The following is a 14,546-nucleotide window of genomic DNA, read 5'->3' on the forward strand; positions in this document are numbered from 1 at the left end:
CCGGCTCGTGGGCCGGTGCGCCCGGGACGTCGCTCGCACGTCAGTACGCGCGGGCGTCCACGTCGGCCTGCGTGATCGTCTGGTCGAACGCCTTGTCGATCACGATGGTCTCCTTCGGCACGTCCTCGCCGTCGTAGACCTTCGTGATGAGCTCGGCCAGCTGGTCGCCGAAGACCGGGTTGCACTCGACGACGAAGTTGAACTTCTTGTCGACGAGCGCCTGCAGCCCGTCGCGCACGCCGTCGACGGACACGATCTGGATGTCCTTGCCGGGCACCTTGCCGGCGGCCTCGATGGCCTCGATGGCACCCAGGCCCATGTCGTCGTTGTGGGTGAAGATCATCGTCATGTCGGGGTACGCCTGCAGGGCGGCCTCGACGGCCGTCTTGCCCTCGGCGCGCGTGAAGTTGCCGGACGCCTTGCCGATGATCTGCTCCCCGACGACCTCGCCGAAGCCCTCCTCGCGGTCGACCTGCGCACCGGAGCCGAGCGTGCCCTGCAGCTCGAAGATCTTGGCGTCGGGCGCGTTCTCGGCCACCCACTCGCCAGCGGTGGTGCCCTCGGCCTTGAAGTCGGCACCGATCCAGGTGACGAACGGGTCGTCGACCGTGGTGTCGACGGTGCGGTCGACGAGCACGACGGGGATGCCGGAGTCCTTGATCTCCTGCAGGACCTCGTCCCAGCCGGTCTCGATGACCGGGGAGAACGCGATGACGTCGACGTCCTGCGCGATGAAGTCGCGCAGCGCCTTGATCTGGTTCTCCTGCTTCTGCTGCGCGTCGACGAACTTCAGGTCGAACCCGTTGTCCTTCGACAGGCTCTCCTTGACCGACTCGGTGTTGGCGGTGCGCCAGCCGGACTCGGCGCCGAGCTGCGAGAACCCGACGCGGATGAGGTCGCTGCCCCCGTCGCCGGTGTCGCCGCCGTCGGCTGCGGTGTCCGAGCCGCCGCCGCAGGCCGCGAGGGCCAGGATCGTGAACGTCGCGACGGCACCGGCGAGACCGGTCCGGGCGCGGTTGATGCCCTTCATGCAACTCCTCCTCGAGCAGCTGGCCGACGTCCTCGTCGACCTATCCAGGGATGCGTGACGGGATGAGTGTGAACGTTCTCAGGGGGCACGTCAACGCGTTGAGGTTGCGGTTCGATCACGAGCGTCACCGCAGGCCAGGGGCCAGAAACCCGGTGTTCACCCATCGGTGTGAGCGATCACATGCCACGGACGGCCCCACCTGCACCGACGCCCGTCACCCTTCCGCGGACCCTCCTCCTCTCCCCGTCAACCGGATCTTTCCCCCTCAGAGCAGCACCCGCGCCGGGTCGCGCGGCGGCGCCGTGCTCTCGCGGACCAGGAGCCGCGGCGACACCGACACCGACGACGACGTCGCCACCCCGTCGCGCGCGTCCAGCAGCAGCTCGACGCAGCGGTAGCCGAGCTCCTCGAGCTCCTGCGCGACCGTGGTCAGTGGCGGGACGAAGTGCGCCGAGCCGTCGCCGTCGTCGTAGCCCACGACCGACACGTCGTGCGGCACCTTCAGGCGCGCGTCCGCGAGCGCGTGCATCATGCCCAGCGCCAGCAGGTCGTTGGCCGCGAAGATCGCCGTCGGCAGGGTCGAGCGCCGGCGCCGCACCCGCGCCACGAGCTCCTGGCCCGCGAGGTAGCCGACCTCGGCGCTCCAGTCGTCCGCCCACAGCGTGCGCGGCGCCAGGCCGGCGGCCGCCATCGTCTCGCGGAAGCCGACGGCCCGTGCGCGCGCGTCGACCCACGGCGCCGGACCGGCCAGGTGCAGCACGTCGCGGTGACCCAGGTCCAGCAGGTGCTGCGTCGCGACCTTCGCGCCCGCCTCCTGGTCGATCGCGACCGCCAGGCCGTGCTCGCCACCGGTGCGACCCGCGACCACGACCGGCACCTGCGTCGTCGACTCGAGCACCGCGGCGGCGGCCTCGTCGTGCGACGCGATGACGACGATCCCGTCGACGCCCTGGTCGAGCAGGTGCTCGATCGCGGCCGTGACCTCGTCCTTGTGCTGCAGGTCGACGGTCGCGAGGGACACGAAGAGGCCCTTGGCCCGCGCCGCCTGCTCGATCGACACGAGCGTGCGCGTCGGCCCGAACAGGTGCGAACCCGAGGAGACCACGCCGAACACGCCCGTGCGTCGCGTCTTGAGCGCGCGCGCTGCGATGTTGCGCCGGTAGCCGAGGCGCTGCATCGCGTCGAGGACCCGCTCGCGCGTGTCGGTCGCGACGTTGGGGTGGTCGTTGATGACCCGCGAGACCGTCTGGTACGACACACCGGCCACCGTCGCCACGTCCGTGATGGCGGGTGGCCGCGGACGGGCGTTCGCGGGCGACAGGGGCGGCGTGCTCACCCGCCCAGCCTCGCACGTCCGACCTATCGTGGGCACAGGTCCGACGGACGCGTGTTTTCCGCGACCGCCGTCGCGCACCGCCGAGAGGAGGCCCGGGTGACCCACCGCCGGCTGCCGAGATGGTCCGAGCTCGCACCCCTCGTGCGCCCCCGGCCGGTGCGGCTCGACCCCGTGCAGCGCCGCCTCGAGGACGCGCTGACGATCGCCGACCTGCGCCGCGTCGCCCGACGCCGGACCCCGCGCGCGGTCTTCGACTACACCGACGGCGCCGCCGAGGGCGAGCTCACGCTGCGCCGCGCGCGCCGGCTGTTCCGCGACCTCGAGCTGCGCCCGTCGGTCCTGCAGGACGTGTCGCACGTCGACACGACGACGTCGTACCTGGGCCGGCCGTCGGCGCTGCCGTTCGCGTTCGCCCCGACCGGCTTCACGCGGCTCATGCACCACGAGGGTGAGCGGGCCGTCGCGCGCGTCGCGCAGCGCCGCGGCGTCCCGTACGCGCTGTCGACCATGGGCACGACGTCGATCGAGGACGTCGCCGCCGCGGCGCCCGACGCGCGCCGGTGGTTCCAGCTGTACGTGTGGAAGGACCGTGCCGCGGGCGAGGACCTCATGGCGCGCGCGCGGGCCTGCGGGTACGAGGCGCTCATGCTGACGGTCGACGTGCCGGTCGCCGGCGCAAGGCTGCGCGACGTCCGCAACGGGTTCTCGATCCCGCCGTCCCTGACCGCGCGGACCGTGCTCGACGCGGCCACGCACCCGGCCTGGTGGGCGAACCTGCTGACCACGGACCCGCTGACCTTCGCGTCCCTCAGCTCCTGGAGCGGGACCGTGGCCGACCTGCTCGACCAGCTCTTCGACCCGACCATGACCATCGCCGACCTCGAGTGGCTGCGCGCGTCGTGGGACGGTCCGCTGATCATCAAGGGCGTCCAGACCGTCGAGGACGCGCGCCGCGTGACCGACGCGGGCGCCGACGCGGTCGTGCTCTCGAACCACGGCGGGCGGCAGCTCGACAAGGCGCCCGTGCCACTGCGTCTGCTGCCCGACGTGCTCGACGCGGTCGGCGACCGCACCGAGGTCTGGGTCGACACGGGCATCACGCACGGGTCGGACGTCGTGGCCGCGCTGGCGCTCGGGGCCCGCGGCACGCTCGTCGGTCGCGCGTACCTCTACGGCCTGATGGCGGGCGGCGAGCGCGGCGTGGACCGGGCGGTGCAGATCCTCGAGCGCGAGGTGCGGCGCACGATGGCGCTGCTGGGGGTGAGCGAGGTCAGCGGGCTCGGTGAGCGGCACGTGCGCCTCCCCTGACCCGACCCGGGGCCGCGTCCGCCCCGGTGTGGCGGCGCTAAATGATTCGGAGACCTGCGGCGCAGGGCGCTCACGCCTACGGTCGCCTCGACCTCGAAGCGCTGTGCGTCCACGTGCGCACCCGGCGTCCCCGCGGTCCACGACGGACGACCCAGGAAGAGGTCCGGCGCATGCGACGTCGCAGCACGGCAGCACTCGCGGCGGTCGCCGCCACCGCCACCACGCTCGGTGTCCTCGCCACGGCTTCGGCCGCGTCGGCCGCCGTGGCGTGCAAGGTCACCTACACGGTCACGAACCAGTGGCACGGCGGCTTCGGGGCGGACGTCCGCGTCGACAACCTCGGTGACGCGCTCAACGGCTGGACGCTGACCTGGGCGTTCACCGCCGGGCAGAGCGTGCAGCAGGCGTGGAACGGCACCGCGACGCAGTCCGGCTCGCAGGTGTCCGTCGGCAACGCGGCGTGGAACGGGGCCGTCGGGTCCGGTGGGCAGATCGCGTTCGGGTTCAACGGCACGTCCGACGGCACGACCAACCCCGCCCCGACGTCGTTCTCGCTCAACGGCACGACGTGCACGGGGTCGGTCGCCCCGACGACGACCACGCCGACCGCCTCCCCCACGCAGCAGCCGACGCCCACCGCGTCGCCCACGCCCACCGCGTCGCCGACGCCCACGCCGACGCCCACGCCCACGCAGCAGCCGACGTCCACGCCCAACCCCGTCCCGACGACGCCCGTCCCCGGGGCGCGCCAGCTCGAGGACCTCGACCGCGGCCTGATCTCCGTGCGGTCCGGCAACGGGAACCTCGTGCAGTGGCGCCTGCTCGGCTACGAGGACCGCGGCACCGGGTTCCACGTCTACCGCGACGGCACACGCATCACGTCGTCGCCGGTCACCGGCTCGACCAACCACCTCGACGCCGGGGCGTCCGCGACCGCCCGGTACACCGTGCGGGCCGTCGAGAACGGTGCCGAGCAGGCCGCGTCCGGGCCGTCGCTGACCCTCGGCAACGGCTACCTCGACGTCCCCGTGCAGCGGCCGTCGTCCGACCACGTCATCAACGACGGGTCCGTCGGGGACCTCGACGGCGACGGCGACCTCGACGTCGTCCTGAAGTGGGACCCGTCGAACGCCAAGGACAACAGCCAGGCCGGCGTCACCGGCAACGTCTACCTCGACGGCGTGACGCTGCAGGGCCAACGCCTGTGGCGCATCGACCTGGGCCGCAACATCCGTGCCGGCGCGCACTACACGCAGTTCCAGGTGTACGACTACGACGGCGACGGCAGGGCCGAGGTCGCCGTCAAGACCGCCGACGGCACGCGCTCGGGCACGGGGCAGGTCATCGGCAACGCGAACGCCGACCACCGCAACGGCGAGGGCTACGTGCTGTCCGGCCCCGAGTACTTCACGGTCTTCCGCGGCGACACCGGAGCGGTCGGCGCGACCACCGACTACGTGCCGCCCCGCGGGATGGTGTCGAGCTGGGGCGACTCCTACGGCAACCGCGTCGACCGGTTCCTCGCCGGCACCGCGTACGTCGACGGGCAGCGGCCGTCGATCATCATGGCGCGCGGCTACTACACGCGTGCCGTCGTGGCCGCGTGGGATTACCGCGACGGGCAGCTGACACGCCGGTGGACGTTCGACTCGAACAGCTCGACGGCCGGCAACGCCGCGTACGCCGGTCAGGGCAACCACTCGCTGTCGATCGCGGACGTCGACGGCGACGGGCGCGACGAGGTCGTGTACGGCGCCGCGACCATCGACGACGACGGGCGCGGCCTGTGGGTCAACGGCACGGGGCACGGCGACGCCGGGCACGTGGGCGACCTCGTCCCGTCGCGACCGGGTCTGGAGTACTTCAAGGTCACCGAGGACAAGGCGCAGCCCAACATGTGGGTCGCCGACGCGCGCACCGGCCAGACGCTGTGGCGCAGTGGCACGGGCGCGGACAACGGGCGCGGCGTCGCGGCCGACGTGTGGGCCGGCAGCCCCGGTGCGGAGGCGTGGTCGTCGGCCGAGGCGGACCTGCGCAACGCCGCGAACGGCGCGTCCGTGGGCCGCAAGCCGTCGTCGGCGAACTTCCTGGCCTGGTGGGACGGCGACCCGGTGCGCGAGCTGCTCGACGGCACGAAGGTCGACAAGTACGGCACCGGCGGGGAGACCCGCCTGCTGACGGGGTCGGACGTCCGTGCGAACAACGGCACCAAGTCGACGCCCGTGCTGTCGGGCGACATCCTCGGAGACTGGCGCGAGGAGGTGATCTGGGCGCGGTCCGACGAGGGTGCGCTGCGCATCTACGCGACGCCGACCGTGACGTCGCACCGGGTGCACACGCTGCTGCACGACTCGATGTACCGGGTCGCGCTCGCCTGGCAGAACACCGCCTACAACCAGCCGCCGCACCCGTCGTTCTTCCTGGGCGACCCGTTCACGGCTCCCCCGCAACCGCGGCTCTACGTCCGCTGACGCAACTGGATCGCCCTCTCACGCCCAGGGGGAACCCCCCCTTGGGCGCGAGAGTGCAATCCAGTCACCCTGCTCCCGCCCCTCCCCATCGCCCTTGGGCGCGAGAGTGCAATCCAGTCACCCCACGTCCCCCGACGTGCGTCGCGGTGGCGCGGGGTGCGTCAGCAGCCGCGCCGCCCCGCGATGTGTGAGGGTGTGCGACGGGAGGACGACGTGACCGACAGGATCGACCCGACGCACGCGGCGTACGCGTTCGCCAACAAGTTCGTCAACGTGCTTCTCACGCTGCCGGACGGCACACCGGTGCAGACGGCCGGGCGGTGCGGCGGCATGTCGTACTCGGTGCTCGACCACCTGACGGCGGGCCGTGACGTCCCGGCGTGGGGGGCGGAGCTGTTCGCCCCCGGCCGGGTGCCGCCGGACGGGCACGTCCTGGCCGAGCACCTGCGGCGCCGCCAGCTCGACTCGTTCCGGTCGCGCTCGGCGCTGCGGTTCGTCACCTGGTCGGTGCTGCCGGACGGTGACGTGGGCCCCGTCGCGGGGGTCCGCACGCGGACGCGCCGCGAGCTGCCCGCGATCCTGCGGGCGCTCGCGCAGGGTCGGCCGGTGGTGCTGGGGATGGTCGTCGCGCGGACCCCGTTGCGCTCGGGCGACAACCACCAGGTCGTCGCGACGGGCTTCACGCGTGACGACGCGACGGGCGAGGTCGTGCTCACGCTGCTCGACCCGAACACCCCGCGGCGCGAGGTGACGCTCGTCGAGACGCCCGACGGGTGGCGGGCGGACAACGGACGGTTGTGGCGGGGGTTCTTCCGCCACGCGTACGCGCCGCGCACGCCACCGTCCCTGCCCAGTGCGTCGCGGCACCCGGCCGCGCGCGTGCGGGCGGGCGAACCGCTCGCGCTCGCGCACGTCGCGACGGGCCGCCTGCTCGTCGTCGCGGACGGCGCACCCGCGCTGCGCACGTCCGGCACGACGACGTGGGTCCCCACCGCGGACGCGTCCCTGCTCGTCGACGGCACGACGATCCACCTCGTCTCGTGCGGTCGCGCGCTCACCGTCCTCGGCGGGACGCCCTGCCTGCGCACCGTGCACGACCCCGCCGACACGTGGCGCGTGGTCGTCGACGGCGGCGGGCCGTGGCGTCAGGGCTCGCGCGTGCGGCTGCTGCACACGCAGACGGGCGCTCTCCTCGCGGGCACGCCCGACGGCCCGACGACCTCTTGGACCCCCGCTCCCTGCACGTGGTGGACGGTCGCCGCCGCCCCGGCCGCCTCCTGACGCCGAGCGGGGTCAGACGGTGGCGTCGGTGGCGGTGTCGACCAGGCGCAGGACGTCGGCGAACCAGGGGGTCACCAGGCCGGCCGCGACCAGCTCGTGCGCGCGCTGCGACGTGACCCACTCCGTCTGCGACACCTCGTCCGGGTCGGGGCGCAGGTCACCCGCGCAGCGTCCGACGATGACGTGGTCGTGCTCGCGCTCGACGTGTCCCGACGACGCGTCGGCCGCCCGGTACACGAACGTGCCGACCTCGCGCGCGTCCACGAGCTCCACCCCCAGCTCCTCGCGCACGCGCAGCGCCGCACGGTCGCGCACGTCGGAGCCCGGCAGCGGGTGGCCGCAGCAGGAGTTGGTCCACAGGCCGGGGAACCTGAGCTTGGCGTCGGCGCGCCGCTGCAGGAGCATCTGCCCGTCGGACCGGGTCAGGACCACGGAGAAGGCGCGGTGCAGACGCCCCGGCGCGGCGTGCGCCTCGCCCACGGTCGTGGAACCGGTGCCGCGCCCGTCCTCGTCGACCAGCTCGACCAGGTCCGTCTCCGCCATCGCGTCCAGCCCTCTCGCGCGTGTCCGCCGGGCCTGCGTCGTGCGCGGCAGGCGGGGCCGGGGACCGCAGACGCCTACGGTGTCTCGTCCTCGTGGCCCGAGCAAGTCGGACCGGTCGGCGGCCGCGACCTCAGGGCAGGGTGATCGTCGTCCGTGAGGTCTCGCGCAGCCCGGCGAGGCTCTCGTGGGCACCCCCGAGCAGGAAGCCGCACGCGTCCCTCGGCCAGCGCACGCGCACGGCGCGGTCGTGGGCGTCGAGCAGGTAGAGCACGGGGACGACCTGGAACATCGCCATGCAGGCCTGGTCGGGGCTCGCCGGGACGTCCGGACGCGCGAGCTGCTGCAGCAGCGGGTCGAGGTCGCCCTCGAGCCGTACGACGTCGACGGACGTGCCGGGCGTCGGAGCGGGTGCGGGAGCCGGTGCGACGTCCGCGAGCGGCGGGACGGGTGCCGTGTCCCCCGGTGCCACCACGGCGCCGCCCGGCAGGGTCTCTCCGGGCTGCAGGTCCCCGGGGTCCTCGGCACCCGGGACCGACAGCTCGCCGGGCTCCAGGAGCTGGCGTGGCTCCGGCGCCGGCAGGACCGTGATCTCCGGCATCCGGCACTCCACGGCGGCGACCGGCTCGAACCCGGCCGGGACCGTGCCGGCGGCCGGTGCGGGGGGCAGGTCCGCGCGACCGCCGGTCCCGAAGGCCTCAAGCGTCTCGCGCACGGCGCAGTCGGCGGCGGGCGCGACCTCGGCCGGCGAGGACTCCCCCGCTGGCGGCGCCGACCCGGCGCACCCCGTCAGCGCCGCCCCCACTCCCAGCATGACGACACACCGCACCCGCCCGCGCGTCCGCATGCCGCCATCCTGCCCGCCGGGCGGGGCGGGAGGCGGGTACGAGAGCGAGCCAACCACGCGTGTCGTCTCAGGATGCGATCACCGGGTTATTCCCGACCATTCCGGTATGCCATTGTCGTCCCCATGACCACCGCCCCGCACGCCGCAGCGTCCCCGCTGCTCGCCCGTGCGTGTCGGTCGTGTCCGGCCACGAGCTGTCGCTGACCAGCGCCTCGCCGCCCTGACGCGTCGCGCTGCGACCACGTCGCCCCGGCCGACCGCCGCCACGGCACCCGGCCTCCCCTCCCCCCGCACGTCCCCGCCCGTCGCCCGCCACCCCTGGGCCCACAGGGCGGTCCGACGCACCCCCGCGCCCCGCCCGACACCGCCGCGTCCTCGACGACGGCGTCCCACCCTGCCCGGAAGGCCTCGCCATGCCGTACGCACCTCCCGAGACGCCCGGCCGCGCCGCGCGTCACCGCCGCGCCGCACGTCACCGCCGCGCCGTGGTCGCCACCGCGACCCTCCTGCCCGCGCTGCTCGCGGCGTGCGCCGGCGGCGCGTCGGCCGACGACCCCACGACGGCTGCCGCCGTCACCGCCGAGCTGCCGACCGAGATCCCCGCGGGCACGACCCTGGTGGTCGGTGACCCGACGACGCAGAAGGCCGTCGAGATCGCGGGCGACGACCTGGACTCCGACCTGGGCTTCACCATCGAGTGGGCCAACCTGTCGGGCGGGCCGCAGACCACGGAGGCGTTCCGCGCCGGTGCCCTCGACGTGGGTGCCGTCGCCGACATCCCGCCCATCCACGCCGAGTGGACCGGCCTCGACGTCAAGATCGTCGCCGCCGTGTACCGCGAGAACTGGCAGAAGAACCCGATCTACGAGTTCGGCGTCGCCCCCGGAGTCGACGGCGTCGAGACGCTCGAGGACTTCAAGGGCCACCGCGTCGCGTACTCGCCGGGCCAGGCGCAGGGCGTCATCGTGCTGCGCGCGCTGAAGGAGGCGGGGCTGACGCAGGACGACGTCACGCTCGTCGAACTGCCCAGCAACGGCGACGTCTACACCACCGCGCTCGCCGCCGGTGAGGTCGACATCGCCCCCATCGGGGGCGTGCAGATCGCCCGCTACCTCGACAAGTACGGCTCCGACGGCGCGCACACCGTGCGCCACGGCCTGCGCGACGACCCGAGCCACCTGTACGTCCCCACATCCGTGACCACGGACCCCGCCAAGGCGGCTGCGCTGCGCGCCTACGTGCGGCTGTGGGCGCAGGCCAAGCTGTGGGTCCACGACCACCCCGAGGAGTGGAAGGCCGGCTACTACGTCGCCGACCAGGGCCTGAGCCCGGCCGACGCCGACTACCTCGTCGAGCGCGCCGGCACGCCGGACATCCCCGAGGACTGGACCGAGCACATCGCCGCGCACCAGAAGACCGTCGAGCTGCTCGCCGAGGCCACCGGCAACGACGTGCTCGACGCCGCGGACCTGTGGGACGAGCGGTTCGCGCCCGTCCTCGCGCAGGCCGCGGCCGACTACCGTGAGAAGGAGGCCGGCTGATGGCGACCCTGTCACTGCCCCGGGGCACGACCCGGGCGCCCGCCACCCGGCCTGCCGTGCCCGTGGTCGGCCGACGCACGTCACGGACCGTCCGGCGGCTCGGCCCCGGCCGTCCGCTGCGCGGTGGTGCCCTCATCGGGCTCGGCGTGCTGCTGGCGGTGTGGTCCGCCGGCTCAGCTGTCGGGTTCATCGACCAGCGCACCCTGTCCGCGCCGTGGACGGTCGTCACGACGGGCGCCGACCTGATCGCCGACGGTCGCCTCCAGCAGCACCTCGCGGTGTCGGCCGGGCGCGCGATGTCCGGGCTCGCGCTCGGGATCGTCGCCGGGACCGTGCTCGCGGTCGTCGCCGGACTGAGCCGCTGGGGCGAGGCGATCGTCGACGGTCCCGTGCAGCTCAAGCGGGCCATCCCGAGCCTGGCACTGCTGCCGCTGCTGATCCTGTGGCTCGGCATCGGCGAGACGATGAAGGTCGTCACGATCCTGCTGGGCGTCCTCATCCCCGTGTACATCCACACGCACAACGGGCTGCGGACCATCGACGCCCGCTACGTGGAGCTGGCCGAGACCGTCGGGCTGACGCGGTGGGACTTCCTCACCAAGGTCGTGCTGCCCGGTGCGCTGCCGGGCTTCCTGCTGGGCCTGCGGTTCGCCGTCACCGGCTGCTGGCTCGCGCTCGTGGTCGTCGAGCAGATCAACGGCACCGCCGGCATCGGCTACATGATGGAGCTGGCCCGCACGTACGGGCAGACCGACGTCATCGTCGTCGGCCTGGTCCTGTACGGGATCCTCGGCTACGGCTCCGACCTGCTCGTGCGTCTCGTGCAGAGGAGGGCCCTGACATGGCGGCGCACGCTGGCGGGCTGACGGCCCCGGGCCCCACCGAGGACGCGCGCGTCCCCGCCCGCTCCGACGTCCCGGCGCCCGCCCACGGCGTCCTCGCGGACGAGCGCGTGACCACGCAGGACGGGTCGGTCGTCGTCCGCGACCTGGTGCGGGCCTACGGGCTCGGCGAGGGCGACGGCCGCGTGCTGCGCGGCCTGGACCTGACGATCGCGGCCGGGGAGTTCGTCGCGATCCTGGGCCGCAGCGGCTCCGGCAAGAGCACGCTGCTGCGCGCGCTCGCCGGGCTCGACCACGACGTGCACGGCACGGGCACGATCGCCGTGCCCGAGCGCGTGTCGGTGGTCTTCCAGGACTCCCGGCTGCTGCCGTGGGCGCGCGTCCTCGACAACGTGACGCTCGGGCTGCGCGGCGCGGGTGCCCGCGAGCTCGGTGCCGAGCGGCTGGCCGAGGTGGGGCTGGCGGGCCGCGAGCGCGCCTGGCCCACGGAGCTGTCCGGGGGCGAGCAGCAGCGCGTGTCCCTCGCACGGTCGCTCGTGCGCGAGCCGCAGCTGCTCCTGGCCGACGAGCCGTTCGGCGCGCTCGACGCGCTGACCCGCACGCGCATGCACGCGCTGCTGCGCGACCTGTGCGCACGGCACCTGCCCGCGGTCCTGCTCGTCACGCACGACGTCGACGAGGCGATCGTGCTGGCCGACCGCGTCGTCGTGCTCGACGAAGGGCGCATCGCCCTCGACACACCCGTCGCCCACCGCGACCCGGGCGACCCCGGGTACGTGGCCCTGCGCCGCGAGCTGCTCGACGCCCTCGGCGTCCCGCCGGTCGTCCCCGGCCGCCCGACCACCTCCGCCACCGACAGGAGCACCCCATGACCACCCGACCCCGCCGCGAGGGGCAGCTGCACCTCAACGCGTTCCTCATGAGCACCGGCCACCACGAGGCGTCGTGGCGGCTGCCGGAGTCCGACCCGTCGTACCAGAGCACGAACATCGCGTACCTGCAGCGCCTCGCGCAGACCGCCGAGCGCGGGCACCTGGACTCGATCTTCTTCGCCGACGGCCCCGCGCTGTTCCGCGACGTCGGCCGGCGTCCGTCGGGCACGTTGGAGCCGACGGTCGTGCTGGCCGCGATCGCGGCGGTGACCAGCCGCATCGGTCTCATCGCGACCGCGTCGACCACCTACAACGACCCGTACAACCTGGCGCGCCGGTTCGCGTCGGTCGACCACATCAGCGGCGGCCGCGCGGGCTGGAACATCGTCACCACCGCGCACCTCGAGGCCGCCCGCAACTTCGGGTACGAGGACCTGCCGTCCCACCACGCCCGGTACCAGCGCGCCGCGGAGTTCATCGACGTCGCGCTGAAGCTGTGGGACTCGTGGGAGGACGACGTCGAGATCGGCGACAAGGTCGACGGGGTGTGGGGCGACTCCGGCCGCATCCACCCGCCCGAGCACGTCGGCGAGCACTTCCGCGTGGCCGGCGCCCTGACCACGCCCCGGTCGCCGCAGGCGTACCCGCTGCTCGTGCAGGCCGGTTCGTCGGAGGACGGCAAGGACCTGGCGGCCCGCTACGCCGAGGCGGTGTTCACGGCGCAGCAGACCCTCGACGACGCGCTCGCGTTCTCGTACGACCTCAAGCGACGCGCGGTCGAGTGGGGGCGCGACCCCGCGGGGCTGCTCGTGCTGCCGGGCATCGTGCCTGTCATCGGTGCGACGCAGGCGGAGGCGCGGGCGAAGGAGGACGAGCTCGACCGGCTGATCCGCCCCGAGTTCGCCCGCGTGCAGCTCGCCAAGACGCTGCGCGTCGACCCGGAGGACCTGCCGCTGGACCGCGAGCTGCCCGCGGACCTGCCGAGCGAGGAGGAGATCGAGGGTGCCAAGTCGCGGTACACGCTGATCGTCGAGCTCGCGCGGCGCGAGCGGCTCACCGTGCGCCAGCTCATCGGCCGCCTCGGCGGCGGGCGCGGGCACCGCACGTTCTCCGGCACCGCCGAGCAGGTGGCCGACGCCATCCAGGAGTGGTGGGACGCGGGCGCGGCCGACGGGTTCAACATCATGCCCGCGGTGCTGCCGTCGGGCCTGGAGGACTTCGTCGACCAGGTCGTCCCCGTTCTCGTCGACCGCGGCCTGTTCCGCAGCGAGTACACCGGCACGACACTGCGCGAGCACTACGGCCTGGCCCGCCCGGAGCACCCGCGGCACCGTGACGGGTCCCGGCTGGGCGTCGGGGTCGTCGCCCACCCCGCCACTGCCGACCCGACCACCCCCGTCCCGACCACCACGAGCACCACCCACGAAGGAGCACAGGCATGACGACGTACCGCACGCTCGGCCGCACCGGGGTCCAGGTGTCCCCGCTGACGCTGGGGACCATGAACTTCGGCGCGTGGGGCAACCCCGACCACGAGGACTCCGCTGCGATCCTGCACCGCGCGCTCGACGCCGGGATCAACGTCGTCGACACCGCCGACGTCTACTCGCGCGGAGAGTCCGAGACGATCGTCGGCAAGGCGCTCGCCGGGCGTCGGGACGACGTCGTGCTGGCGACGAAGGTCCACGGCCGGCTGTCCGACGAGGTCAACCACGCGGGTAACTCGCGGCGGTGGATCGTGCGGGCCGTCGAGGACTCGCTGCGCCGCCTGCAGACCGACCGCATCGACGTCTACCAGGTGCACCGCCCGCAGCCGGGCACCGCGATCGACGAGACGCTCGGTGCGCTCGACGACCTCGTGCGCGCCGGCAAGGTGCTGTACGTCGGGACCTCCACGTTCCTGCCGTCGCAGATCGTGCAGGCGCAGTGGGTCGCGGCCGACCGCCGCCTCGTGCGGCCCGTGACCGAGCAGCCGCCGTACTCGATCCTGGCGCGGGGCGTCGAGCGCGAGGTGCTGCCGCTGGCCCTCGAGTACGGGCTGGGAGTGCTGCCGTGGAGCCCGCTGGCCGGGGGCTGGCTGTCGGGCCGTCCGCTCGACGGGGGGCGCGGCGACTCGCCGCGCCATCAGCGTCAGCCGGGCCGCCACGACCCGTCACTGCCGGAGAACCGCACCAAGGCGGAGGCCGTGCAGCAGCTGTCGAAGGTGGCGGAGGCGGCCGGGCTGACCCTGCTGCAGCTCGCGCTCGGCTTCGTCCTGGAGCACCCGGCGGTGTCCAGCGCGATCATCGGGCCCCGCACCCAGGCCCACCTGGACGCGGCCCTCACCGCGCTCGACGTCCGCCTCTCGGCTGACGTCCTCGACGAGATCGACCGCATCGTCCCGCCGGGCGTCACCCTCAACCCCGCCGACGCCGGCTGGCACCCGCCGTCGATCACGGACGCGTCCACCCGCCGCCGCTGACACGAGAACTGGATTGC

Annotated in this window: 12 protein-coding genes; 8 read left to right on the plus strand and 4 right to left on the minus strand. The window is 73.8% G+C overall.

Annotation, left to right across the window (positions count from 1 at the left end):
• Positions 1 to 40 precede the first annotated feature (40 nt).
• Together NP048_RS15615 and NP048_RS15620 are read right to left on the minus strand one after the other, a co-directional pair.
• Positions 41 to 1,030, minus strand: coding sequence for an ABC transporter substrate-binding protein (locus NP048_RS15615; protein ID WP_227576542.1), 990 nt, complete (start codon positions 1,028 to 1,030; stop codon positions 41 to 43).
• 265 nt (positions 1,031 to 1,295) lie between these two features.
• Positions 1,296 to 2,366, minus strand: coding sequence for a LacI family DNA-binding transcriptional regulator (locus NP048_RS15620; RefSeq protein WP_227576543.1), 1,071 nt, complete (start codon positions 2,364 to 2,366; stop codon positions 1,296 to 1,298).
• A gap of 96 nt (positions 2,367 to 2,462) precedes the next feature.
• Here NP048_RS15620 and NP048_RS15625 point away from each other — a divergent pair, with 96 nt between their 5' ends.
• The 3 genes from NP048_RS15625 to NP048_RS15635 all read left to right on the plus strand — a co-directional run bounded on the left by NP048_RS15625 (position 2,463) and on the right by NP048_RS15635 (position 7,426).
• A complete protein-coding gene (locus tag NP048_RS15625) occupies positions 2,463 to 3,674 on the plus strand; it encodes an alpha-hydroxy acid oxidase (protein WP_227576544.1) in 1,212 nt (403 codons plus the stop codon).
• A gap of 170 nt (positions 3,675 to 3,844) precedes the next feature.
• Positions 3,845 to 6,145 carry a rhamnogalacturonan lyase family protein gene (locus NP048_RS15630; protein WP_227576545.1) on the plus strand — a complete coding sequence of 767 codons (2,301 nt, stop codon included), beginning with the start codon at positions 3,845 to 3,847 and terminating at the stop codon, positions 6,143 to 6,145.
• A gap of 213 nt (positions 6,146 to 6,358) precedes the next feature.
• Positions 6,359 to 7,426: a hypothetical protein gene (locus NP048_RS15635; protein ID WP_227576546.1), complete on the plus strand. Its 1,068-nt coding sequence runs from the start codon at positions 6,359 to 6,361 to the stop codon at positions 7,424 to 7,426.
• 12 nt (positions 7,427 to 7,438) lie between these two features.
• Here NP048_RS15635 and idi read toward each other — a convergent pair whose 3' ends face one another.
• Both idi and NP048_RS15645 read right to left on the minus strand, forming a co-directional pair.
• Positions 7,439 to 7,969, minus strand: a complete 531-nt coding sequence (idi, locus tag NP048_RS15640) for an isopentenyl-diphosphate Delta-isomerase (protein ID WP_227576547.1) — start codon at positions 7,967 to 7,969, stop codon at positions 7,439 to 7,441.
• A gap of 130 nt (positions 7,970 to 8,099) precedes the next feature.
• Complete coding sequence (locus NP048_RS15645; RefSeq protein ID WP_227581503.1) at positions 8,100 to 8,780, minus strand: hypothetical protein; 681 nt, start codon at positions 8,778 to 8,780, stop codon at positions 8,100 to 8,102.
• A gap of 446 nt (positions 8,781 to 9,226) precedes the next feature.
• Between NP048_RS15645 and NP048_RS15650 the strand changes: the two genes are divergently transcribed.
• From NP048_RS15650 to NP048_RS15670, 5 genes are read left to right on the plus strand one after another with little or no spacing between them, the layout of a single operon-like run.
• Positions 9,227 to 10,354, plus strand: coding sequence for an ABC transporter substrate-binding protein (locus NP048_RS15650; RefSeq protein WP_227576549.1), 1,128 nt, complete (start codon positions 9,227 to 9,229; stop codon positions 10,352 to 10,354).
• Entirely contained in the window at positions 10,354 to 11,220 is an 867-nt protein-coding gene (locus tag NP048_RS15655; protein ID WP_227576550.1) for an ABC transporter permease, read from the plus strand. The genes NP048_RS15650 and NP048_RS15655 overlap by 1 nt, the downstream gene beginning before the upstream one ends.
• Complete coding sequence (locus NP048_RS15660) at positions 11,196 to 12,068, plus strand: ABC transporter ATP-binding protein (RefSeq protein WP_227576551.1); 873 nt, start codon at positions 11,196 to 11,198, stop codon at positions 12,066 to 12,068. The genes NP048_RS15655 and NP048_RS15660 overlap by 25 nt, the downstream gene beginning before the upstream one ends.
• On the plus strand, positions 12,065 to 13,510 hold the full coding sequence (locus NP048_RS15665) for an LLM class flavin-dependent oxidoreductase (RefSeq protein WP_227576552.1): 1,446 nt from the start codon (positions 12,065 to 12,067) through the stop codon (positions 13,508 to 13,510). Before NP048_RS15660 ends, NP048_RS15665 begins: the two co-directional genes overlap by 4 nt.
• The gene (locus NP048_RS15670; protein ID WP_227576553.1) at positions 13,507 to 14,529 is read left to right on the plus strand and encodes an aldo/keto reductase; all 1,023 of its coding nucleotides are present in this window, start codon (positions 13,507 to 13,509) and stop codon (positions 14,527 to 14,529) included. The genes NP048_RS15665 and NP048_RS15670 overlap by 4 nt, the downstream gene beginning before the upstream one ends.
• Positions 14,530 to 14,546: the final 17 nt, after the last annotated feature.

The sequence above is a fragment of the Cellulomonas xiejunii genome (assembly GCF_024508315.1).
GTDB lineage: Bacteria > Actinomycetota > Actinomycetes > Actinomycetales > Cellulomonadaceae > Cellulomonas > Cellulomonas xiejunii.

Coding starts and splice junctions, on each gene's coding strand:
- NP048_RS15650 (WP_227576549.1), top strand. CDS start 9,227: ATGCCGTACGCACCTCCCGAGACGCCCGGCCGCGCCGCGCGTCACCGC.
- NP048_RS15665 (WP_227576552.1), top strand. CDS start 12,065: ATGACCACCCGACCCCGCCGCGAGGGGCAGCTGCACCTCAACGCGTTC.
- NP048_RS15645 (WP_227581503.1), bottom strand. CDS start 8,780: ATGCTGGGAGTGGGGGCGGCGCTGACGGGGTGCGCCGGGTCGGCGCCG.
- NP048_RS15630 (WP_227576545.1), top strand. CDS start 3,845: ATGCGACGTCGCAGCACGGCAGCACTCGCGGCGGTCGCCGCCACCGCC.
- NP048_RS15615 (WP_227576542.1), bottom strand. CDS start 1,030: ATGAAGGGCATCAACCGCGCCCGGACCGGTCTCGCCGGTGCCGTCGCG.
- NP048_RS15655 (WP_227576550.1), top strand. CDS start 10,354: ATGGCGACCCTGTCACTGCCCCGGGGCACGACCCGGGCGCCCGCCACC.
- NP048_RS15660 (WP_227576551.1), top strand. CDS start 11,196: ATGGCGGCGCACGCTGGCGGGCTGACGGCCCCGGGCCCCACCGAGGAC.
- NP048_RS15670 (WP_227576553.1), top strand. CDS start 13,507: ATGACGACGTACCGCACGCTCGGCCGCACCGGGGTCCAGGTGTCCCCG.
- idi (WP_227576547.1), bottom strand. CDS start 7,969: ATGGCGGAGACGGACCTGGTCGAGCTGGTCGACGAGGACGGGCGCGGC.